This is a genomic window from Pseudomonas sp. MM213 (genome assembly GCF_020423045.1).
Classification (GTDB): Bacteria; Pseudomonadota; Gammaproteobacteria; order Pseudomonadales; family Pseudomonadaceae; genus Aquipseudomonas; species Aquipseudomonas migulae.
In genome coordinates, this window is the sequence record NZ_CP081943.1 from 5327531 (window position 1) to 5348628 (window position 21098).

Genomic DNA, 21098 nt, shown 5'->3' on the forward strand with positions numbered 1-21098 from the left:
CTGAAGGCTGTTTTGCAAGGGCTGTGCCCAGTCGGAAAAAGGCAGGGAAATGTCGTATTAGAGCGGTTGCGCGGTTGGGGTGGCGCACCATGAAGGATCGCGGCTGGCGCGTTGGTGCGAGGAGATGCGCCACATTGGGGCGAAGAACTTGCAGACGACATTGTTCCAATGTGGGAGCGAGCCTGCTCGCGATTGCGGTGTGTCAGACATGTAAATGGTGACTGATACGCCCTCATCGCGAGCAGGCTCGCTCCCACAGTTTTGATTGATGTGTGTCAGCGGCGGCGCATGAGGCCGATGAAGAACAGGCCTCCAATGGCAGCGGTGGCCACGCCGATGGGCAGGTCTTCGGGGGCGATCAACGTTCGAGCGGCGACATCAACCCACACGAGAAAAATACTCCCCAGCAATACGCACACCGGCAGCAATCGCCGGTGTTCAGCCCCGACCAGTCGCCGCGCAATGTGCGGCACCATCAGCCCGACAAACCCGATGGAGCCACTGATCGACACCAGTACGCCCGTCATCAGCGACGCAATCAAAAACACCCGCAACCGCACGGTGCGGGCGTTGAGCCCAAGGGTTACGGCCGTCTGTTCACCGGCCATCAACGCGTTCAACGGTCGGGCCATGCCAAGCAACAAAACCAGCCCGAGCAGCACACTGGCGGCCGGCACCGCGAGCAATTCCCAGCGTGCCAACCCGAGCCCGCCGAGCATCCAGAACATCACCGCCGAACTGGCGCGGTGATCGCCGAGAAACAGCAGCAGATTAGCGATCGCCATCATCACGAACGACACCGCCACACCGCACAACAGCAGCCGATCACTGTCCAGGCGACCGTTGCGGTTGGCGATCATCAGTACGATCAGCATGCTCAGCAGCGCGCCAATAAATGCGGCAATCGGCAACGTCAGCAGGCCGACAATTTCACCGACATGCAGCACCACGATCACCGCGCCGAGGGTGGCGCCGGAGGTCACGCCGAGCAGGTGCGGATCGGCCAGCGGATTGCGCGTCACCGCTTGCAGCACTGCGCCGATCAGCGCCAGGCCGGCACCGACCAAGGCGCCAAGCAACATGCGCGGCACGCGGATCAGCCACACGATGTGCTCCTGCCCGGCCGTCCAGCTCACCTCGCCAAAACCGAACACCTTGTGCAGCAAAATGCGCCACACCACGTCCACCGGCACCCGCGCCGGGCCGAAGCCCAGCGACACCACGCATGACACCAGCAACAACGCGCCGAGGGCAATCAGCAACAGGGCGTAGCGACGATTGATCATTCGCCGTGGAAACCTTTGGCCAGGGTTTCAACCGCCAACACGTTGTCGATCCCCGGCGTGGCCTGCACATACGGAATGACGATGAAGCGCTGGTTCTTGATCGCGTCAACCGATTGCAGCGCCTTGTTATCGAGCAGGAATTGCGCCTTCTGCTCGGCAGTCACTTCACCGTAATCGACGATCACGATCACCTGCGGATTGCGCTCGACCACGTTCTCCCAATTCACTCGGGTCCAGCTCGCTTCGACGTCATCCAGAATGTTGCGCCCGCCTGCCGCGTCGATCAGCGCTTGCGGCATGCCCAGGCGACCCGAGGTCATGGCGCGGTCTTCGCCACTGTCGTAGAGGAACACCCGGGGTTTGTCCACCGGCAGATCCTTGCGCACCTCGGCGACTTGCGCCTGCATGTCGGCGATCAATGCATTGGCGCGATCCTGCACGTCGAAGATTTTGCCGAGGTTACGCAGGTCGTTGTAGGTGTCCTCCAGGCTGGCCGGTGGACGCTTCATCACGAAGGCGCAGGACTCGGTCAGCTCATAGACGTTGATGCCCAGCGGCTGCAAGGTTTGCGGCGTGAGATCACCGCCCACGCGCATGCCGTAATCCCAACCGGCGAAGAAGAAATCGACATTGGCGTTGAGCAGGGTTTCCACTGAAGGGTACTTGGCCGCCAGCTCAGGCAGGCCGTCGAGGATGGTCTGCATCTGGGGCGTGACCGACTTCCAGCCACTGACACCGCTGTAGCCGGCCATGCTCGGTTTGAGGCCGAGTGCGAGCATCATTTGCGTCATGTTGATGTCGTGGCTGACCGCGTGTTTCGGCGCTTGCGTGAAGGTCACATCGCGGTTGCAGCTCTGGATCGTCAGCGGATATTTCGTTGCTTCGGCAAACGCTTGGCTACTGCCCAGCAACAGAGCAACGCACAGCAGGGAACGCAAAGTCATGGTTGGGTTATCCAGGTGATTCGTGGGTAGCCGTGCAAAGGGTGTTCATCGATCAGTGCTTCGACGCCGAACACATCACGCAGCAGCGGGGCGGTCAGGACTTCTTTTGGTGTGCCGCTGGCGACGATGCGGCCGTGATTGAGCACGTACAGCCGGTCACAGAAAGCAGCGGCGAGATTGAGGTCGTGGATGCTCGCCAGGGTGCCGATCCGCAGGCGTTTGACCAGTTGCAAAAGTTCCAGCTGAAAGCGCGGGTCGAGGTGGTTGGTCGGCTCGTCGAGGATCAACACTTGCGGTTGCTGGGCCAGGGCGCGGGCGAGGATCACGCGTTGTTTTTCGCCGCCGGAGAGCGTGGCGAAAGCGTGGTCTTCGAAACCGTTGAGGCCGACGGATTCCAGTGCTTGCGTTGCGAGATTCCGGTCTTCGAGGGTGTCGCCATCGAACAGGCCTTTGTGCGGTGTGCGGCCCATGGCGACCACTTCATCGACGGTCAGGCCGAAGGCGTCGGGGAACTCCTGCAGCACCACGGCGATGCGTTGCGCGCACCAGCGCGAGGATTGTTTCCAGACGTTGTGGTGGTCGAGCCGGACCTCACCGTTTTCCGGTTTGCTGAAGCGATAGGCGCACCGCAACAGGCTGGTCTTGCCGCTGCCGTTGGGGCCGATCAACCCGACAAACTCACCGGCGGCCACATGCAACGAGGCATCACGCAGTTGGAACTGGTGATGACAGTGGCCGTGGCCCAGGGGTGTCCAGGCGAGGTTGGTGAGGTTCAGCGAGGTCATGCATTTACTCAGAGATATTTGGTGATGCTGATGACGCCTTCGCGGGCAAGCCTCGCTCCTACAGTTTATGTGTCGAACAAAAATTTTGTGATCGACGCGAATCCTGTAGGAGCGAGGCTTGCCCGCGAAGGGGCCCTTGAGTCAAAAGGTGTAATCAGCTGTGACAAAGAACGAACGCGGCTCCCCCAGGATCCACTGCTGCCCCTCATTGTATTGGCTTTGCGCATACTGGCGGTCAAACAGATTGTTCGCCTGCAACCCCAGCGTCGTATTGCGCAGCGCTTTCCATGACAACGTGGCATCGACGACGGTGTAGCTCGGCAGCTCGTTCTGGTTGGCCATGTCGGCATAACGCGCGTCGACGTAACGCACGCCAGCCCCGGCCTTCAGGTCTTCGCTGAGTGCTTTGCTCAGCCACAGATTCGCCGTGCGACGAGGCGCGTCCACCGGGCGATTACCGTTGCGCGACACTGGCACGCCACCGACCACTTCTTCGAAATCGTCGTACTTCGCTTTGACGATGGCCGCGTTGGCCTGCAGTTGCCAGGCGTGTGGCAGTTGCAGATCGAGGCTGACTTCCAGGCCATTGGACGATTGTTGGCCGACCTGTTGTTTGAGCGTCGGGTTACCTGGATCGTCGGTCAGCAGTTTCTTTTTGACGATGCGATAAGCCGCCAGCGTCCACTCGCCGCGTTGATCCCAGAACATCTGCTTCACGCCGATCTCGGTCTGTTTCGCCGTGGCCAGGTCATATTGCTGCTGGCTCGGGCTCAGGGAAATCAGGCCGCCGACACCGTCGGTGCTGGTGGCGTACTGACCGTAGAACGAAGTGTCCGGGGTCACGGCGAACACCAGCCCGGCCTTCCAGTTGTTGCCGGTCAGGGTCTTGTCGCTCTGGCTGCCATCGACCAGGTTGTCGCGGTCGACGTGCACGTAGTCGCGACGCACACCGGTCACCAGCGACCAGCGCTCGCTCAACTGCGTGCGGTTTTCGGCGAAGGCCGACATCTGTTTGGTGGTGCTCTGGAACTGGTCGCGATACGGATTGGCACTTTCAAAACTGCCACGTTGTGGATGATACAAATCGATCGGCTGGCCATCGGGCAACACGTCATTGAACGGCGAGTTGCTGTCGAGCTGGAAGCGGATGCGGTTGTAATCGACACCGGTCACGGTCTGGCTGTCGAGGCCGAACAGAGAGTGCTTGAAGGTGAAGGTCTGACGGTCGCCGACCTGTTCCTGCCGGTGGCCGATGCCGAAATAGCCGCTGCGGCTGAGCTGCTGTGCGTCGCGGTCGAAGTTGTAGTTTTCGGCGTTCTGCCAGCGGCGCTGGGCCTTGAGGTAATACAGCTCGTTGCTCGAACTGACGTTCTCGGACATTTGCCAGTCGCTGGTCAGGCGCGTCCATTGATCGTTGTAGTGCTGCTTGTCGTTGCTGACGTTGTAGTTCTTGTCGCGCAGACCTTCGTGGAAGCGGCCGTTGATCAATGGCGTGCCGAAGTAGTTCATCGGGTTCTGGTCGCCGTAGTCGTGGGCGAGGGTGAATGCCAGATCGTCCGTGGCCTGCCAGCGCAGGGCCGCGCTGACGAAGTCGCTGGAGGAATCGCCGCGATCGACCCAACCGTTGCTGCGCAGGCGATTGAGGTTCAAGCGATAACTCAGGGTATCGCTCAGCGAACCGCCGCTGTCGAACGCTTGTTGCTGACTGTCGTAAGAGCCGTAGCCGAGACGCACGTGGTTTTCGATCTCGCCTTCGAAGGGCTTTTTCGGGATCACATTGACCACCGCCCCCGTCGCGCCTTCGCCATACAACACCGAAGCCGGGCCGCGCAGCACATCGACACGCTCCACCGACCAGGTGTCGACCGGGAAGGTCACGGTGCCCATGCCTGTGTACATCCGGTTGCCGTCATACAACTGCATCACCGAGTTCTGCCCGGTAAAGCCTCGTGCGGACAACGAGGTCCCGCCGTCGCCCGGCGTGCCGGTGCGGCTGATCCCGGTGCTGCGCGACGCCGCGTCCTGCACGCTGCGGTCACCGCGCGCGCGGATCTGTTCGCCAGTCAGGCTTTCCACACTGGCGGGTGTTTCCAGAGCCGTGAGGTTCAGACGCGAACCGGCGGTGGTCGGCGTGTCGAGGTTGACGGTTTCGTCGTCAACGGCCGGTGCGGTGATGGTGCCGGCGGGCAGCGTCAAGGATTGCGCGTGGGCGCTGTTGTTCAGGGCGAGCAGGCAGAGGCCGGACAAGAGGTACTTGTTCATCGGGTGGGTGACACTTCTTCCAAAAGAAAACCCGCAGCAATGGCTGCGGGTTGGGCGGTGCATTTGCGTTATACAGTAACACTAAAAATGACCGTGCGATAAGCGCCCGAAGTCTACAGATCCCTCTAATACGCGCATCTCGCCTGTTTCATGATGAAGATGAGGCTGATTCAGTTTGTCGGGTGAATCGCGACAACAGCACTCGGTCCAGCAACCAGACCACCACCAGCGACGCGCCCACCAACGGAAACGCCACTGCCAGCACCAGCATGATCGCTACCCCTGTTTTCCATTTCGGCAGGTCGTGGCGCAGCGGTGGAACACCGAACTTGCCTTGTGGCCGACGCTTCCACCAGATCACCACGCCGCTGACGGCACTGAGCAGAATCATCAGGCAGATCAGCAGCACGATGATCTGGTTGAGCACACCGAACATCTTGCCTTCGTGCAACATCACGCCGGTTTCCGTGGCGCGGGCCACGGGGCCGTAATGTTCCCAGCGCACGTCGGCGAGGACGTTGCCGGTGTACTGATCGACGTGCAGGGTGGCATCGTTGCGCGGGTCATCGGCGAATACGGCGATGGTGAATACGCCGGTGGCCGTGGTCGGGAAAGTAATGCTGTAACCCGGCTCGACTTTGCGTTGCACGGCGATGTTCTGCAAGTCTTGCAGGCTGATGGTCGGGGCGGCGGGGCCGGGTTGCGCACTGTCGTGGGCCATGTGTTCGGCGTGGTCGCCGGACATCGGCATCGGCGTGTTTTCCATCGCCCATGGCACGGTCTGGCGCGTGGCGGTGTTGAGGCTGCGGGCCTCGACGTCGGACTTGGGCATGTCATTCCACATGGCATCCGGGAACACGTTCCAGACCCCGGCGTATTGCTTGCCCCAAAACCCGGTCCAGGTCATGCCGCTGAGCAGCATCACCAGCAGAAACGCGGCGCCCCAGAACCCGGTGACGGCATGCAGGTCGCGCCACAGCACGCGACCGCGACTGCTCAGGCGGGGCCATAAAATGCCGGCCGCCTGACCTCGTGGCCACCACAGAAAGACCCCGGAAACCACCAGCACGATGCCCCAGCCAGCGGCCAGTTCGATCAGCCGGTCACCGACCGTGCCGATCATCAACTCGCCATGAATCGCTCGCGCTATCGCTTGCAGATTCTTCTTGGCGTCTTGCTCGCCGAGGATGTCGCCGTGGTACGGGTCGACGAAAACGTTCAGCTCATTGCCGCCATTGAGTACGACAAATTGCGCGCTGCGTTCGGCGTTGACCGGTGGCAGGTATTGCTTGATCGTCGCTTGTGGATACGCGTCTTTCACCCGCTTGAGCAAGTCGTCGGCCGGGACGCTGTGATGGCCGGCCGGGACGTTCATCAGGCTGTCGTACATCAACGAGTCGAGTTGCGGCTTGAACAGGTAAATGACACCGGTCAGGGCCAGCATCACCATGAATGGCGCGACGAACAGACCGGCATAGAAATGCCAGCGCCAGGCCAGGTTATAGAAATTCGGTTTGGGCTGTTTCATCGGTTGTGCTCCGCTTGGCTTGGTACTTTTGTTGTTGTCTGGTGACTGCTGTGCAGTCATTCGCGGGCGAGCCTCGCTCCTACTTGGACGGTGATAAACCTGTAGGAGCGAGGCTTGCCCGCGAAGCTTTTAGAAGCTCATATCCACCTTGGTCCAGAGCGTTCGCCCCGGTTCTTTAATGGCCTGCGGGTCATTGGCCGGGTAGCCAAAACCGGCGTTGCCGGCCAGGTTCAAATGCTCGGCGTACGCCTTGCCGAACAGGTTGTCGACGCCGCTGCTGACCTTCCAGTTCTTGTTGATCCGATAGGCGCCATTGAGCGAGAACACGCCGAACCCGGAGGACTTGTCGAAGTCCTTGCCGACCACGTTGCCCTTGTTCTGATCAATGCGGTTTTGCGCCGCGACCACCCGCCACAAGGCGCCGGCGCTCCAGTTGTCTTCGCTGTAGGTCAGGCCGAATCGCGCGTCCAGCGGCGGCATTTGCGGCAATGCCTTGCCGTCGCTGCTGTTCTTGCCCCAGGCGTAGGCCAGGGTTGCGTCGGCCTTCCAGTTCGACGTCAGCCTGTAGGCCGCCCCGAGTTCACCGCCCATGATCCGCGCGTCGATGTTCTCGGCTTGCGAGGTCGTGCCCATCATTCCCGTCTTGTAATTGAACAGGATGTAATCGCGTACCTGTCCGACGTAACCCGAGGCCCAGGCTTCGAGGTCTTCGGTCTTGTATTGCAGGCCGAAGTCGAGCTGGGTGGTTTTTTCAGGCTTGATCGAGTCGAAGGCGTTTACCGAGCCGGCAGGTCCCGAGTTGGGCGAAAACAGCTCCCAGTAATCCGGGAAACGCTGGGTGTGACCGAGGCCTGCGTACAGCGTGGTCGGGCTGTCTGCCAGATCATGCTCGTAACGGACGAAGCCGCTTGGCAGGGTATCGGCGCGGGTGTCGTCGGCGGTTGGGTTGGCGCGGGTCATCATCCCCGAGCCAGTGGTCTGCCGAAAATCCTTGGCCGAAGCACGGTCCAGTCGCGCGCCGGTAATCAGTCGATCACGGTCGGCGGCGTACCAGGTCAGTTCGCCGAACACGCCGTAGTTATGGAAATCGGCGTCCTTGTTGCGCGGCAGATCCTTGTAGGTGTCGATGCCCATGGCGGCGCGCTTGCGGTGTTCGCTGGTCTGCGCGTCGATACCGCTGATCAATTGCACATCGGCCCAGCGCCACGTGGCTTTGATCCGTGCGCCGAGGGTTCGGCGATCGACACTGGAAGCCATCGGGCCGGCCATCATCCCGGTGCCGGACGGCGTGCGCAGGGTGTAGTTGTCCATCACGTGGTCGGCGTAGTTGTAGTAGATCTGTGCTTCGACCTTGTCGAGCACGTCGCCGATATTGGACTTCTCGAAACGCAGGCCGAGGCTTTCGCGCTTGAACTGCGCGCCGTCCATGCCGCGTCCGGCGTAGCGGGCTTCGCCATCGCCCTTGCCGGCGGTCAGCTCCAGCAGGGTGTCGGCGTCCGGGGTCCAGCCGAGTGCCACGTCGCCATTCCACTTGTCGTAACGCGAGGCCACGGTGTCGTTGTTGCCGTCCCGATAGTCGTCGGAATGCGCGGTGTTGCCGATCACTCGCACGTAACCCAATGACCCGCCGGCAGCGGCGTCCACTAGTTTGTCGAAACGGCCGTTGGAGCCGGCCAGTACGCTGGCATTCACTCGGGTGCCGAGTTCGCCGAAGCTTTCCGGGTCACGGTCGAACAAGATGGTGCCGGCGGATGCGCCCGGCCCCCAAAGCACCGTTTGCGGGCCTTTGATGACGGTGAGTTTGTCGTAGGTTTCCGGTGAGATGTAGGAGGTCGGTGCGTCCATCCGGCCGGGGCAGGCGCCGAGCATCTGGCCGCCGTTGGTGAGGATGTTCAGGCGCGAGCCGAACATGCCGCGCAGCACCGGGTCACCGTTGGTGCCGCCATTGCGCACCAGGGCGAAGCCGGGGATGGTCTTCAAGTAGTCACCACCGTCGCTGGCCGGTACCGGTTGGCGTGGGTCTTTGGGGTTGGTGACGATGGTCAGCGGTGAACTCGGTGCGATGGCGGTGATCACCGTCGGGCTCAGTTCTTCACTGTGGCCGGCATGATCATCGGCCAACACCATCGGTGTCAGCAGTACGCCGCAAAGAACGGCGGTGGCGTGCCTGAAACGAACGCGCGTTTCGTTCAGGGCAAAAGAAGCTTGGGCGGCGCTCAAGCGTGTGTCAGCAGAAAACCTGGACATGACAATTTCCATCGAACAGTCGTAAACGACACGGCCGGCAGCCTGCGCAATGCCTGTGGGGGCGGGCGTGCTCGCGATGTGGGTGGGTCAGCCCCACCGCTTTCACGAGCAAACCCGCTCCCACAGGTTGCTTTGCTGTCTTCTAACCGTGTGAGATTGGGGAGATGTTTACGTGACGATGGGTGGTGCGCGGGTGCGGGCGCCGGGGAAGAAGGTTTGCCGGGCGTGGCCCAGGCGGGTGGCGGGTGTACTGAAGGTGCTGGTTTTTGGGGCGTCGAATGCAACGAAAGACTGGCCGCCCGTCAGCGCCGGGCAGTTGAACAGCAGGCTGCAATAGCCGCACTTTTCCCAGATCGCATGATGGGAGGTTTTGGGTGGACAGTGCTCGGCGGCGGGTGTCGCGCCGTGCTCGCCGTGCGCCATCGCTGACATGTCCATGCTCATGTCCATCGACATGTTCATGGACATCGAAGAGGCGCGCTGATCCATCGGCATCGACTGAGAAATCAGCGGGCCGATGAAGATCATCAACATGGCGAACAGGCTGATCCAGCTACCGCGTGTCAGGCTCAATGGCTGACGACGGGGCGCGGATGGCCTGGCGCTAAGCGGGCGCATGGGCGTATTCAGCTCTGGCAGTTACGGATTGTGTGCGTGCACTTGCACGCCGCCCGGTGCGGTTTTCTGCACCGAGACTTCGACCGTCACATCACCGGACTTTTCGAAATGCATCGTCAGCGGGAACCGCTTGCCGTCGCTCAGCAGGCTGCGGTCTTTCAGTTCCAGCAGCATCACGTGGTACGCCATCGGTGCAAACGTGACGTCGCCGCCAGCCGGGATTTCGACGGTTGGCACCTGCTGCATTTTCATCAGATCGTTCTGCATCACGTGCTCGTGCAACTGGGCGATGCCCGCAATCGGCGAGTCGACGCTGAGCAGTTTGTCGGCGGTTTTGCCGGGGTTTTGAATCACGAAGTAAGCCGCAACGGTCGGCGCGTTCGGTGGCAATTCCTGTGACCACGGATGAGCGATTTGCAGTTCGCCAGCCTTGTATTCATGGGCATTGGCAAAGCAGGCAGGCAGCAGCAATGCAGCCAGAACGATGAGTTTGTTCAACATGGCAGTTCTCCAGAACGATTCAAAACGCAGGTCAATTGCGAGAAGGAATCACACCAGAGGGGATGCGCGGGGGTTGAGATTCGGCCATTGCTGGCGCGGAGTGGGAGTGTCGAGTGCGGTGGCGGGCAGGCTTCGATTGGTTTCGAAGCGCGCGAAATACAACTGCGGCACATGCCCGGGCAACGCCACCAATGGCGCAGAACCGGAACAGCACCAGCAATGCTGCATGTTGGAATGAATGTCGTTCTGCGGAGCTTTCTGATCAAGCGTCCCCAGCGAAATCGCCACCATCTTCGTGCCGGTGGACGAGCAGAAACTGCCCCACAACACCTGTTCGGCCGGCGATTTCGCCGTCTGCGCCATCGCTCCTGTCATCGGCATGGCGAGCATGTTGAACAGCACTGCGAAGCAGGCTATCCAGGCAATTGCGAGCCGTTGTCGGGACATGGGACAGATCCGGTTGGGTGGGAGATCAGGCGCGGCTATTTAGCCTGATCAGTGCCGATAAGTAAAAACGCGGCCTGCGGTTTGGTGTCGCAGCGTGTTTCAAATGAGTGTAGCGGCTCCCATTTGAAATGCCGGGGGCTGGCCCGGGAATAATTACTGATCGGTCAGAGTATTTCGGCGAGCGCCTCCAACACCTGCACTACCGACCCAAGCTCCCGCTCCACCCCCGGCAACACCGGCCGCTTCAACACCAGCACCGGCACCCCACGCTCCCGCGCCACTTCCAGTTTCGGCTCGGTGGCGGTGCTGCCGCTGTTTTTGCTGATCAGCACATCGATCTGCCGGCGTTCGAACAACTCACGTTCATCCTCGATCAGAAACGGCCCGCGTGCGCCGATCACTTCGCAGCGCTCGTTGCCCGGATAAACGTCCAGGGCGCGCAGCGTCCAGAATTGCTGCTCAGGGATTTCATGCAGGTGTTGCAAGGGTTCGCGGCCGAGGGTGAACAGTGGTCGGCGGAACGGTTTGAGTGCTTCGATCAACTCGGCCCAGTCACTGACTTCGCACCAGTCATCCCCGGCTTGTGGTTGCCAGGCCGGGCGGCGCAGTGCCCAGCAGGGGATGCCGGACACTTGAGCGGCGGTCGCGGCGTTCTGGCTGATTTGCGCAGCGTAGGGATGAGTCGCGTCCAGCAGCAGATCGATCCCTTCGTCGCGGATGAACTGCGCCAGGCCGTCCGCGCCGCCATAACCGCCAACGCGAACCCGACAGGTCAGATCGGTCGGTACACGGCCGACGCCGGCCAGGCTGTAGATGTGTTCCGGCCCCAACGTGCGGGCGATGGCCAGCGCTTCCGTCACACCGCCGAGCAGCAATAGGCGTTTCATTGAAAAGCTCCTGCGTGGCCGACAATCCCGCCTTGTCGATCGATGGCAAACACTTCGACCTGAACCTGTGCCGGCACCACACTGCGGGCAAAATCCAGTGCGTGCTGGCATACCGCGTCGCCGAGTGCGATGCCGGCGGCGCTGGCCATGGCCAACGCCTGTTGACTGGTGTTGGCTTCACGCATTGCCTGCTGCAACGCTTCATCCGCGCCGACCGCCGCAGCCCATTCGGCCAGTTGCGGCAGGTCGATGCTCGAATGCCGACTGTGCAGATCCATGTGCCCGGCCGCCAGTTTGCTGATCTTGCCGAAACCACCACAAATGCTGAGTTTGGCCACCGGCACTTTGCGAAGGTGTTTGAGCACCGCACCGACGAAGTCGCCCATTTCGATCAGGGCGATTTCCGGCAGGTCGTAGACTCGGCGCATGGTGTCTTCGCTGGCGTTGCCGGTGCACGCGGCGATGTGCAGGTAACCGTTGGTTTTCGCCACGTCGATGCCCTGATGGATCGAGGCAATGTACGCCGCACAGGAAAACGGCCGGACGATGCCGCTGGTGCCGAGAATCGACAGGCCGCCGAGAATGCCCAGCCGTGGGTTCATGGTTTTCAACGCCAGCGCCTCGCCGCCCTCGACATTCACCGTGACCTCAAAGCCGCCGGGGTAATCGAGTTCTTGCGCGAGTGAGGTCAAATGATCGCTGATCATCTTGCGCGGCACCGGGTTGATCGCCGGCTCGCCGACGCCCAGCACCAGGCCCGGACGGGTGACGGTGCCGACACCACGGCCGGCACAGAAACGAATGCCCGGTTCTGCGCTCAGGCGCACTCGGGAATAGAGCAGCGCGCCGTGGGTCACGTCCGGATCGTCCCCCGCATCCTTGATCGTTCCTGCTTCGGCGCCGTCATCCAGCAACCGGCAGAATTCCAGGCGCATCTGCACGCGCTTGCCTTTGGGCAGGACGATGTCCACGGCGTCTGCACTCGTTCCGCCGAGCAGCAATCGAGCGGCCGCCAGGCTGGTGGCGGTGGCGCAGCTGCCGGTGGTCAGGCCGCTGCGCAACGGTGCGGGTTGTTCGGCGGTTTCGTCACGCATCGAAAGGTTTGACCACGTCCAGCAAAGTAATCGGCAAGGCCTGGCGCCAGGTATCGAAGTCGCCCAGCGGTTGCGCCTGGGCGATATGGATACGCGTCAGCTCGCCGCCGTGTTGCTCGCGCCAGGCCATCAGGGTCATTTCACTTTGTAGCGTGACCGCGTTGGCGATCAGTCGGCCACCGGGTTTGAGCCCCGCCCAGCAAGTGTCCAGCACGCCTTCGCGGGTGACGCCGCCACCGATGAAGATCGCGTCCGGGCGTTCCAGACCTGTGAGGGCTTGCGGCGCACTGCCACGAACCAATTGCAGGTCGGGCACGCCGAGCGCGTCGCGGTTGTGCTCGATCAACAGTTGCCGACCTTCATCGGCCTCGATCGCCAGCGCCCGGCAACCCGGATGGGCGCGCATCCACTCGATGCCGATCGAGCCGCTGCCGGCGCCGACGTCCCACAACAGTTCACCGGGAACCGGGGCCAGGCGCGCGAGGGTGATTGCACGCACATCACGCTTGGTCAGTTGACCGTCGTGCCTGAACGCCGAATCCGGCAGGCCGGCCAGTCGCGAAAGGCGCGGCGTGTCGGGGTCGGCGATGCACTCGATGGCGATCAGGTTGAGGTCGGCGATTGCCGGGTCGGCCCAGTCGTTGGCGACACCGTCGATGCGTCGCTCGGCCTCGCCACCCAAATGTTCCAGCACGCTCAGGCGGCTCGGCCCGAAACCACGTTCACGCAACAACGCCGTTATTGCGGCGGGGCTTTGCCCGTCGTTGCTGAGCACCAACAAGCGAACACCGCTGAACAACTGCGCGTTAAGTGCCGCGACCGGGCGAGCGACCACCGACAGCGTGACGACATCCTGCAACGGCCAGCCCATTCGCGCGGCCGCCAGAGAGCAGGAAGAGGGCGCCGGCAGGATCAGCATTTCCGCGCTGGGCAATTGCCGGGCGAGGCTGGCGCCGACACCGAAGAACATCGGATCGCCGCTGGCCAGCACGCACACCGGCTCACCCCGCAAGGCCAACAACGCATCGAGGGAGAACGGCGTCGGCCAGAGTTTGCGTTCGCCACGGATGCAGGGCGGCAGCAGGTCCAGTTGCCGCTGACTGCCGAAGATCTTCGAGGCAGCCAGCAACGCATGCCGGGCATTCCTGCCCAAACCCTTGAAGCCGTCTTCACCAATGCCTGTCACGGTCAGCCAGCGAGCCATGTGTGATCTCTATTCATCTGCATAAAGCGGCACATGATAACGCGGCAGACGCGGAGGCGAGTAATAGAATGTTTTAAGTTGGTTTTATTAGTCTGTGGCTGGTCATGGTTAAGTTATGTAGTTTGAATGCTCGTGCACTAACTTGATAATGGTTTAAAAGGAATTGACTATGGTTATTGATACAACAGGAAGCCTGGACTTGATGGCTTATTCTGATGCGTTCAACCGAGACTTCGCGCCACGGCAAACAAAGAACTCTCGACTTTACGTCGCGCAGGATCAGCAAGGCGCTGCCGGGTCGCTATCGGGTGGCAACCTGATCAGCACGGCCAGGGGCGTGTCGCGTCAGGACAAGCGTGACGTCAACTCCAGCGTGCGCTATGCGCAGTGGTATGCGAGTCAGCAGCGCAATAGGGACACAGATCCGCAAGGCTGGTTTTCCTTGTTTGCCGTGGTGTTATGGGACTTGGGCTGGGAAATTGACGAACGCAGGGTTGTCGAGAAAAGTTACAGTCACTTTGCAGGTAAAGTGACTCAGATTTATTTGAACAGAATTGCCGCTGTTAACAGTCAGATGGCGATAGTTACAAAAGACATGTTTGAATCATTGTTGGCTAATTCGTCGGCGCTTTGGTCATTGGCCACTGAAAGTCGACGTGGCAGGGAGTTTTCCATTGCTCCCGCTGAATACGACAAACAAGGGAAGTTATCACTGGACCTGAATGACTTTTCGCTTCGGGCGCTGGCACAGCGGGAAGATTTTCTGTTTTGGGACTGGAAGGAAGGCAACGTGACGCTCACGCATCGAGCCGCTCCCTTGACCCTGAACAGAGCCCGCTTCGACGAAGTCCGCCCGGAGTTGAACGATCGGCTCGACCGGATCGCTGACGCCATTTTCGAGTTTTATTCAGAGCGCCTGTGAGGGAGGCCGCCTGACGGATTCAAGGTCGGAGCAAATGCGACACGTGGTCTTATGATGCTGCGCGGCAAAGCAGGCATAATACCGCTCGCCTCCGACGGGGGGCGCTCCCACTTCAGATCCGGTCATCCCTTTGAACGAACTCCCTATGTCCCGCGCTTTACGCCCCTCGGCCTGTCCGGGGCTGCTGCGTATCGTCCAGGCCAGAGACGGCGGTATCTGCCGGATAAAACTGGCGGGCGGCACCCTCACTTCCGAGCAGGCCAATGCTGTCGCCGAAGGTGCGCAGCGTTATGCCGGCTCAGTGATCGAGGCCACTAACCGGGCCAACCTGCAGATTCGCGGCATCGTCAAAGAGCAGGAAGCGTTGATCGATAGTCTGCTCGCCGCAGGCCTTGGCCCTTCGCATGCGGCGGGCGACGATGTACGTAATCTGATGCTGAGCCCGAGCGCAGGTATCGATCGGCAGATGCTGTTCGACACGCGTGAATTGGCCGCACAGATCCTCGCCACCTTGCAAGGGCAAGAACGCTTTCACGACCTCAGCGCCAAATTCGCCGTGCAACTGGATGGCGGTGAACGCCTGGCGATGCTCGAACACCCCCACGATCTGTGGTTGTCCGCGGTCGAGCGAGAGGGCGAGCGATGGCTGGCTTTCGGTCTGGCGGGATGCCCCACCGATCAACCGGCCGGTTGTGTTCCACTGGAAGATGGCCACGCGCTGGTGGTCGCCGTGCTTGAACTTTTCCTGGAACTGGCGGGACCTGAACACACGCGGATGCGCCACTTGCTGGTCGACGTCCCTCAAGCCGAATTTCTCGCTCGCCTCGCCTGGCGACTGCCTTTCCAGCCCGTTAGCATCTGGCAACGTTCAGTCAGTAACGAGGTGCTGCACATTGGCGCGCACCCGCAGGCGCAAGCCGGTCATGTCTATGTCGGGGCCGTGCCACCTCTCGGACGTCTCGATAGCACCATGCTTCGGGGCGCCGCTCGACTGGCGCAGGAATACGGCGATGCAACGCTGCGGTTCACGCCATGGCAAAGCCTGTTGTTGCCGAACATTCACCACGACAACGCCGATGAAGTCATCCGCCGCCTGCACGCGTTGGGCCTGGTCTGCGATGCCGGTCAGGCCTTGTCGCGGTTGATTGCCTGCACTGGCTCGACAGGCTGCGCCAAGGGCCTGGCCGATACCAAGCAGGACGCTCTGCAACTCGCCGCGTTGCTGCAACGCCATGGCCAGCTGCTGAGCGTGCATCTGAGTGGTTGCCCGCGTTCCTGTGCCGCCGCGCACAGTGCGCCGGTCACTTTGCTGGCCGTCACCCCCGGTCATTACGACCTCTATTTTCGCGAAGCGGGGCAGCCGGGTTTCGGCGCCCTGCACGCACGCAACCTTACTATTGAAGCGGTCGACGCCTTGCTCGACGCCCGCTCACGGAGCCCCCTTGATGCTTGATTACATCCGCGACGGTCAGGAGATCTATCGCAACTCCTTCGCGATCATTCGTGCCGAGGCCAACCTCGAGCGAATCCCGGCCGATCTGGAAAAACTCGCGGTGCGGGTGATACACGCCTGCGGCATGGTCGATGCGATTGACGGCCTGCAATTTTCGGAAGGCGCGGGCAAGGCCGGGCGCGATGCTTTGGCCGCCGGTGCACCGATCCTGTGTGATGCGCGGATGGTCTCCGAAGGCGTGACCCGCACGCGTTTGCCGGCGAACAATGAAGTCATCTGCACCCTGCGCGATGAAAGCGTTCCGGAGCTTGCCCGTGAACTGGGCAATACCCGTTCCGCCGCCGCGCTGGAACTGTGGCGCCCGCACCTGGAAGGCAGCGTGGTGGTGATTGGCAACGCGCCGACCGCTTTGTTTTATCTGCTGGAAATGCTCGACGCCGGCGCGCCGAAGCCGGCACTGATCCTTGGCTTCCCGGTGGGCTTCGTCGGTGCCGCCGAATCCAAGGCCGCACTCGCCGCCGACAGTCGCGGTGTGCCGTTTGTCATCATGCAAGGCCGGCTGGGCGGTAGCGCCATGGCCGCCGCCGCCGTCAATGCCCTCGCCACGGAGATCGAATGATGCAGCAACCTGGACGTTTGATCGGCCTCGGCGTCGGCCCCGGTGATCCGGAACTGATTACAGTCAAGGCCCTGCGCCTGCTGCGCGAATCGCCGGTGGTGGCGTACTTCGTTGCCAAGGGCAAAAAGGGCAACGCCTTCGGCATCATCGAAGCGCATTTGCAGGACGCTCAGACCCTGCTGCCGCTGGTGTATCCGGTGACCACCGAAGCCTTGCCGGCACCGCTGTCCTATGAACAAGTGATCAGCGATTTCTACGATGCGGCCGGCGAAGAACTCGCCGCGCACATGGATGCAGGCCGAGACGTGGCGGTGATCTGCGAAGGCGACCCGTTCTTCTACGGTTCCTACATGTACCTGCACGATCGCCTGGCCGAGCGATATGAGGCCGAAGTCGTGCCCGGTGTCTGTTCGATGCTCGGCGGCGCTTCGGTACTTGGCGCGCCATTGGTGTATCGCAATCAGAGCCTGTCGGTACTGTCCGGCGTGTTGCCGCACGACGATCTCAAGCGGCGTCTCGCCGATGCGGATGCGGCGGTGATCATGAAGCTGGGGCGCAACTTTCCCAAAGTCCGTCAGGTGCTGGAAGAACTCGGGTTGGCCGAGCGTGCGCTGTACGTCGAACGCGCGACCATGGCCAATCAGAAAATCGTGCCGCTGGATCAGGTCGAGCCGATGTCCTCGCCGTACTTCTCGCTGATCATCGTTCCAGGCGAAAGGTGGCAAGGCTGATGACTCGTCCAGTTCCGGCGATTGTCATTCTCGGCAATGGCAGCCTCGCGACCGCACGCAAAATTCAGCAGGTGTACCCGGGCGCCTTGATCCACGGTCTGGCCGAGCGGGTCGAGGGCGCGGACCGCATCTATCACGAGTTCGGCGCGACCCTGCGTGAGCTCTATCAGCAGGACACGCCGATCATTGCCCTGTGCGCCGCTGGCATCGTGATTCGCACCCTGGCGCCGTTGCTGCTGGAAAAGGGCGCCGAGCCGCCGGTGCTGGCCGTTGCTGAAGATGGCAGCGCAGTGGTGCCGTTGCTGGGCGGTCTGGGTGGCGTGAACGTGCTGGCGCGAGAAATTGCGGCTGCACTGGACGTCGCGGCGGCGATCACCACCAGTGGCGAATTGCGCTTCGGTACCTGCCTGCTCAATCCACCCAGCGGTTATGCCTTGGGCGATCTGGAGCTGGGCAAGCGCTTCGTTTCCGATTTGCTCGCCGGTGAAACGGTGCGCATCGAAGGCGCGGCCCCGTGGTTGGCGCAGGCGCAGTTGCCCGAGGACCCGCAGGCGCGGCTGGCTGTTCACGTCGGTCATGCCGAGCGTGCACCGGCGGCCAACGAGCTGTTGATCTATCCGCGCAACGTGTTGGTGGCCGTCGGGACCGGCGTGGCCGATCTGCCGGGTGCGATTCGCGAGGCGTTGCATCAGGCAAAGATCGCCGTGCAATCGGTGGCCTGTCTGCTGGCCGCCGATAGCGAAATGTCGAGTGCGGCGCTGCGTGAAGCGGCGCTTGAGCTGGGCGTGCCGCTGCGTTTTGGCAACGATGTCGGCGCAGTCAGTGAGCTGGCACGCAACGCCCTCGGTCAGTCTGTGAAGATCTTCGGCGACGACACCCTTGCTATCGCAGTGGCCGAGCAACCTCTGGACCCATTGTCGATCGGTCGTCCTCGCGGTCGCTTGGCGGTGATCGGTCTTGGCCCTGGTGCTGCCGAGCTGATGGTACCGGCGGTCAAGGCCGAACTGGCGCGCGCCAATGATGTGCTCGGTTATGAAACCTATGTGCGCATGGCCGGCCCGTTCCGTGCGGATCAAGTCATGCATTGCACCGACAACCGCGAAGAGATGCAGCGCGCACGTCACGCGTTTGAACTGGCGGCGCAAGGACGGTCGGTGGTGGTGGTTTCTTCCGGTGATCCGGGAGTGTTCGCCATGGCGGCTGCGGTGCTCGAAGCCCTTCACGAGTCCAGCGATGCCGCGTGGCACAACGTCGATCTGGAAATTCTGCCGGGGGTTTCTGCGTCACTGGCGACGGCGGCTCAGGCCGGTGCGCCGCTGGGACATGACTTCTGTGTGTTGTCGCTGTCGGACAACCTCAAGCCTTGGGAGATCATCGAGAAGCGTCTGGACCTTGCATCACAGGCCGACCTCGCCCTGGCGTTCTACAACCCGATCTCTCGGTCCCGTCCATGGCAACTTGGCCGGGCGCTGGAGATCGTCGCGCAATACCGCACACCTGCGACGCCGGTGGTGTTGGGGCGTGACATCGGTCGCCCAGGACAGACACTGCGAGTGACGACGCTTGGCCAGTTGACCCCGGACCAGGTGGATATGCGCACCATGGTCCTGGTGGGTTCGTCTACGACCTGCGTGTTTTCGCGTATGGGTGGCGGTGACTGGGTGTACACGCCGCGTTGGTATGGAGAAAAGCCTGCCACCTGAAGCGTTGCGCTTCGCTAAAAAAAAGCCACGGCCGGGTTTCCACTCGATTTGCCGTGGCTTTTTCTTTGCGCTGTCGTAAAAAACATTCGCCAGAGGATGTAGGTTAATTCCTGAATGAATAGAGGATGTTTATCTTCTAGCTCTCTTGGTGAGTCGGATTATTTACATTTCTGTGTAAGTTGAGTTCTTGTTTTTTAATGGGGCGTGCAGGCGTGTGCGGATCTATTGGGTTTTTCTCTTGTTTGGTTTTTATTGATTTGTTGTAATTAATTATGGTTCGTTACATCTCGATATTTGTAGGTTGTTTTGTTGTTTTTTTATAAGTTCTGGTGCTGTTGAATCTGTCGGGTGGGTGCGATAGTTTTTCGACGGAGCCAGTTCGGCTTTTATATATTTGAATTTAAGGTTTATAAGATGAATAAAATGAATGAAGCAGAAGCCAGTCTTTATTTCGATCAATGTCTTGAACAATGTCGAGCCAAACTTGAACTTGCCGGTCCGAAAATCCAGGCGCGCTCCGCAGTAAAGCTACCGTTTGACCGGGATGAAATGAATGCCGCGATCATGGGCAGTGGTGTAGTGGGCTTCCTGGACGGGATGTCGCGGCGCAACAAGCGCATCGTAAAAAACACCTACGCGTATGCCGATATCGCTTCAAAAATTCTGTTTCCTGCTAAAGAACAGAAAATTGCACGATATGAGAGCTTTAAAAAGCTGATGTTTGCCACGGGCTGGACCGAATACCACAGTGCCTTTACCCAGTACAAATCCACCTCCGCCAAGTTGACGCTGGATAATGTAGCTCTGGATATTGTTCATTCTGTGGCCGGTGGCCTGGCGGGTACGGCCGCGAATGCGCTTAAGGTTGTCGCAGACAAAACTATTGATGCACTGAAAAAACAACCTGAAGCCGTCAAACTGTTTGAACGTCATGCGACTGAAGCCAGTGGTGGTAATTTTGGCGTGTCTGTTTGCAAACAAGACGAAGACGCTGAAGTGACGATGGCCGTGGCGACTGTCCGTTACGACTCATCGGACAAGGATGCAAAAGTTCTTTTTGTAGAGTGGGATACTTCCGAACTTCCGATCTTTCAAGGTAAGGCGCACTTTACCATTCACGAAGAAGACTTGAGGAGAGAGGCTGATTGCATCAAGTTCCTTGATGATCTCAGAGAGGCCGTTTTCATGGAGTTTTCGCCGGTTAAATGAAGCCCGGCCGCCAGGGGCTAAAAAGCCCCTGGCTTTCAGTGAAGGATTGTCACTAAGGCACCAGGTACCCTTTTACGCCCGTGAAGATGATTTGTGCTGCCAGTGCACACACAAACAACCCCATCAATCGGCTGACAATCTGCAAACCCTGGTCGCCGAGAATGCGCTCGATGCGGTTCGACAGGTAAAGCACCACACCAACGGTAAAGCTGGCCAGGGCAATGCTGAGGATGGCGGTGAGCTTGTCATCCCAGTGGGGCTGGCTCACGCCCATCACCAGCAAGGCGCCGATGGTGCCGGGGCCGACGGTCAGGGGGATGGTCAGCGGGACGATGGTGACGTCCTGCTGCACGTTATCGGTCTGGACCGCCGACTTGCCTTGGGCCATGCCCAGTGCCGAGATAAACAGCACGCTGCCGGCACCGATGCGGAACGCGTCCACGGTAATGCCGAAAACACTGAAAATGTACCGTCCGAACAAGTACAGCAAGACACTGGAAATCAGTGTGGCCGTTGCCACTTTCCAGGCCAGCCGCCGTTGTTCCTTGCGCGAATAACCGCGGGTCAGGCTGATGAAACAGGACAACACGAAGAACGGGCTGTAGAGCACCAGCATCTTCAGGTAAACGCTGAACAACACGTGGAGCATGATGCAGGC

General features: G+C 60.7%; 19 protein-coding genes. 6 read left to right on the plus strand and 13 right to left on the minus strand.

Annotated features, from left to right (window positions below):
• Nucleotides 1-275: 275 nt before the first annotated feature.
• The 12 genes from K5R88_RS24235 to cbiE form a co-directional block, all read right to left on the minus strand.
• A complete protein-coding gene (locus K5R88_RS24235) occupies nt 276-1286 on the minus strand; it encodes a FecCD family ABC transporter permease (RefSeq protein WP_008031214.1) in 1011 nt (336 codons plus the stop codon).
• The gene (locus K5R88_RS24240; protein ID WP_226298496.1) at nt 1283-2230 is read right to left on the minus strand and encodes an ABC transporter substrate-binding protein; all 948 of its coding nucleotides are present in this window, start codon (nt 2228-2230) and stop codon (nt 1283-1285) included. Before K5R88_RS24240 ends, K5R88_RS24235 begins: the two co-directional genes overlap by 4 nt.
• On the minus strand, nt 2227-3015 hold the full coding sequence (locus K5R88_RS24245; RefSeq protein WP_226298497.1) for an ABC transporter ATP-binding protein: 789 nt from the start codon (nt 3013-3015) through the stop codon (nt 2227-2229). Before K5R88_RS24245 ends, K5R88_RS24240 begins: the two co-directional genes overlap by 4 nt.
• Nucleotides 3016-3156: 141 nt before the next feature.
• Nucleotides 3157-5277, minus strand: a complete 2121-nt coding sequence (locus K5R88_RS24250) for a TonB-dependent receptor (RefSeq protein WP_226298498.1) — start codon at nt 5275-5277, stop codon at nt 3157-3159.
• 148 nt (nt 5278-5425) lie between these two features.
• Nucleotides 5426-6805 (minus strand): PepSY-associated TM helix domain-containing protein, encoded by a 1380-nt coding sequence (locus K5R88_RS24255; RefSeq protein ID WP_226298499.1) that lies wholly within the window; start codon nt 6803-6805, stop codon nt 5426-5428.
• A 129-nt stretch (nt 6806-6934) separates the two neighbouring features.
• The gene (locus K5R88_RS24260) at nt 6935-9052 is read right to left on the minus strand and encodes a TonB-dependent copper receptor (protein WP_226298500.1); all 2118 of its coding nucleotides are present in this window, start codon (nt 9050-9052) and stop codon (nt 6935-6937) included.
• 168 nt (nt 9053-9220) lie between these two features.
• Complete coding sequence (locus tag K5R88_RS24265; protein WP_223435108.1) at nt 9221-9670, minus strand: DUF2946 domain-containing protein; 450 nt, start codon at nt 9668-9670, stop codon at nt 9221-9223.
• 21 nt (nt 9671-9691) lie between these two features.
• Nucleotides 9692-10171 (minus strand): copper chaperone PCu(A)C, encoded by a 480-nt coding sequence (locus tag K5R88_RS24270; protein ID WP_192226962.1) that lies wholly within the window; start codon nt 10169-10171, stop codon nt 9692-9694.
• 48 nt (nt 10172-10219) lie between these two features.
• Nucleotides 10220-10618, minus strand: a complete 399-nt coding sequence (locus tag K5R88_RS24275; RefSeq protein ID WP_226298501.1) for a DUF2946 domain-containing protein — start codon at nt 10616-10618, stop codon at nt 10220-10222.
• Between the two features lie 164 nt (nt 10619-10782).
• Entirely contained in the window at nt 10783-11505 is a 723-nt protein-coding gene (locus K5R88_RS24280; protein WP_226298502.1) for a cobalt-precorrin-6A reductase, read from the minus strand.
• Complete coding sequence (locus K5R88_RS24285) at nt 11502-12599, minus strand: cobalt-precorrin-5B (C(1))-methyltransferase (protein WP_226298503.1); 1098 nt, start codon at nt 12597-12599, stop codon at nt 11502-11504. Before K5R88_RS24285 ends, K5R88_RS24280 begins: the two co-directional genes overlap by 4 nt.
• The gene (gene cbiE, locus K5R88_RS24290; RefSeq protein WP_226298504.1) at nt 12592-13803 is read right to left on the minus strand and encodes a precorrin-6y C5,15-methyltransferase (decarboxylating) subunit CbiE; all 1212 of its coding nucleotides are present in this window, start codon (nt 13801-13803) and stop codon (nt 12592-12594) included. Before cbiE ends, K5R88_RS24285 begins: the two co-directional genes overlap by 8 nt.
• Before the next feature lie 169 nt (nt 13804-13972).
• On the opposite strand from cbiE, the gene K5R88_RS24295 reads away from it, so the two are divergent.
• From K5R88_RS24295 to K5R88_RS24320, 6 genes are all read left to right on the plus strand, one after another.
• Nucleotides 13973-14725, plus strand: a complete 753-nt coding sequence (locus K5R88_RS24295; protein WP_226298505.1) for a hypothetical protein — start codon at nt 13973-13975, stop codon at nt 14723-14725.
• 145 nt (nt 14726-14870) lie between these two features.
• Nucleotides 14871-16178, plus strand: coding sequence for a precorrin-3B synthase (gene cobG / locus K5R88_RS24300; protein ID WP_226298506.1), 1308 nt, complete (start codon nt 14871-14873; stop codon nt 16176-16178).
• Nucleotides 16171-16797 carry a precorrin-8X methylmutase gene (locus tag K5R88_RS24305; protein ID WP_008038718.1) on the plus strand — a complete coding sequence of 209 codons (627 nt, stop codon included), beginning with the start codon at nt 16171-16173 and terminating at the stop codon, nt 16795-16797. Before cobG ends, K5R88_RS24305 begins: the two co-directional genes overlap by 8 nt.
• Nucleotides 16797-17528 carry a precorrin-2 C(20)-methyltransferase gene (locus K5R88_RS24310; RefSeq protein WP_032832463.1) on the plus strand — a complete coding sequence of 244 codons (732 nt, stop codon included), beginning with the start codon at nt 16797-16799 and terminating at the stop codon, nt 17526-17528. Before K5R88_RS24305 ends, K5R88_RS24310 begins: the two co-directional genes overlap by 1 nt.
• The gene (gene cobJ, locus K5R88_RS24315; protein ID WP_226298507.1) at nt 17528-19231 is read left to right on the plus strand and encodes a precorrin-3B C(17)-methyltransferase; all 1704 of its coding nucleotides are present in this window, start codon (nt 17528-17530) and stop codon (nt 19229-19231) included. Before K5R88_RS24310 ends, cobJ begins: the two co-directional genes overlap by 1 nt.
• Before the next feature lie 414 nt (nt 19232-19645).
• A complete protein-coding gene (locus tag K5R88_RS24320) occupies nt 19646-20440 on the plus strand; it encodes a hypothetical protein (protein WP_226298508.1) in 795 nt (264 codons plus the stop codon).
• Between the two features lie 52 nt (nt 20441-20492).
• On the opposite strand, the gene K5R88_RS24325 is transcribed toward K5R88_RS24320, so the two are convergent.
• Nucleotides 20493-21089: a MarC family protein gene (locus K5R88_RS24325; protein ID WP_008031249.1), complete on the minus strand. Its 597-nt coding sequence runs from the start codon at nt 21087-21089 to the stop codon at nt 20493-20495.
• Nucleotides 21090-21098 lie beyond the last annotated feature (9 nt).

Coding starts and splice junctions, on each gene's coding strand:
- K5R88_RS24235 (WP_008031214.1), bottom strand. CDS start 1,286: ATGATCAATCGTCGCTACGCCCTGTTGCTGATTGCCCTCGGCGCGTTG.
- K5R88_RS24240 (WP_226298496.1), bottom strand. CDS start 2,230: ATGACTTTGCGTTCCCTGCTGTGCGTTGCTCTGTTGCTGGGCAGTAGC.
- K5R88_RS24245 (WP_226298497.1), bottom strand. CDS start 3,015: ATGACCTCGCTGAACCTCACCAACCTCGCCTGGACACCCCTGGGCCAC.
- K5R88_RS24250 (WP_226298498.1), bottom strand. CDS start 5,277: ATGAACAAGTACCTCTTGTCCGGCCTCTGCCTGCTCGCCCTGAACAAC.
- K5R88_RS24255 (WP_226298499.1), bottom strand. CDS start 6,805: ATGAAACAGCCCAAACCGAATTTCTATAACCTGGCCTGGCGCTGGCAT.
- K5R88_RS24260 (WP_226298500.1), bottom strand. CDS start 9,052: ATGTCCAGGTTTTCTGCTGACACACGCTTGAGCGCCGCCCAAGCTTCT.
- K5R88_RS24265 (WP_223435108.1), bottom strand. CDS start 9,670: ATGCGCCCGCTTAGCGCCAGGCCATCCGCGCCCCGTCGTCAGCCATTG.
- K5R88_RS24270 (WP_192226962.1), bottom strand. CDS start 10,171: ATGTTGAACAAACTCATCGTTCTGGCTGCATTGCTGCTGCCTGCCTGC.
- K5R88_RS24275 (WP_226298501.1), bottom strand. CDS start 10,618: ATGTCCCGACAACGGCTCGCAATTGCCTGGATAGCCTGCTTCGCAGTG.
- K5R88_RS24280 (WP_226298502.1), bottom strand. CDS start 11,505: ATGAAACGCCTATTGCTGCTCGGCGGTGTGACGGAAGCGCTGGCCATC.
- K5R88_RS24285 (WP_226298503.1), bottom strand. CDS start 12,599: ATGCGTGACGAAACCGCCGAACAACCCGCACCGTTGCGCAGCGGCCTG.
- cbiE (WP_226298504.1), bottom strand. CDS start 13,803: ATGGCTCGCTGGCTGACCGTGACAGGCATTGGTGAAGACGGCTTCAAG.
- K5R88_RS24295 (WP_226298505.1), top strand. CDS start 13,973: ATGGTTATTGATACAACAGGAAGCCTGGACTTGATGGCTTATTCTGAT.
- cobG (WP_226298506.1), top strand. CDS start 14,871: ATGTCCCGCGCTTTACGCCCCTCGGCCTGTCCGGGGCTGCTGCGTATC.
- K5R88_RS24305 (WP_008038718.1), top strand. CDS start 16,171: ATGCTTGATTACATCCGCGACGGTCAGGAGATCTATCGCAACTCCTTC.
- K5R88_RS24310 (WP_032832463.1), top strand. CDS start 16,797: ATGCAGCAACCTGGACGTTTGATCGGCCTCGGCGTCGGCCCCGGTGAT.
- cobJ (WP_226298507.1), top strand. CDS start 17,528: ATGACTCGTCCAGTTCCGGCGATTGTCATTCTCGGCAATGGCAGCCTC.
- K5R88_RS24320 (WP_226298508.1), top strand. CDS start 19,646: ATGAATAAAATGAATGAAGCAGAAGCCAGTCTTTATTTCGATCAATGT.
- K5R88_RS24325 (WP_008031249.1), bottom strand. CDS start 21,089: ATGCTCCACGTGTTGTTCAGCGTTTACCTGAAGATGCTGGTGCTCTAC.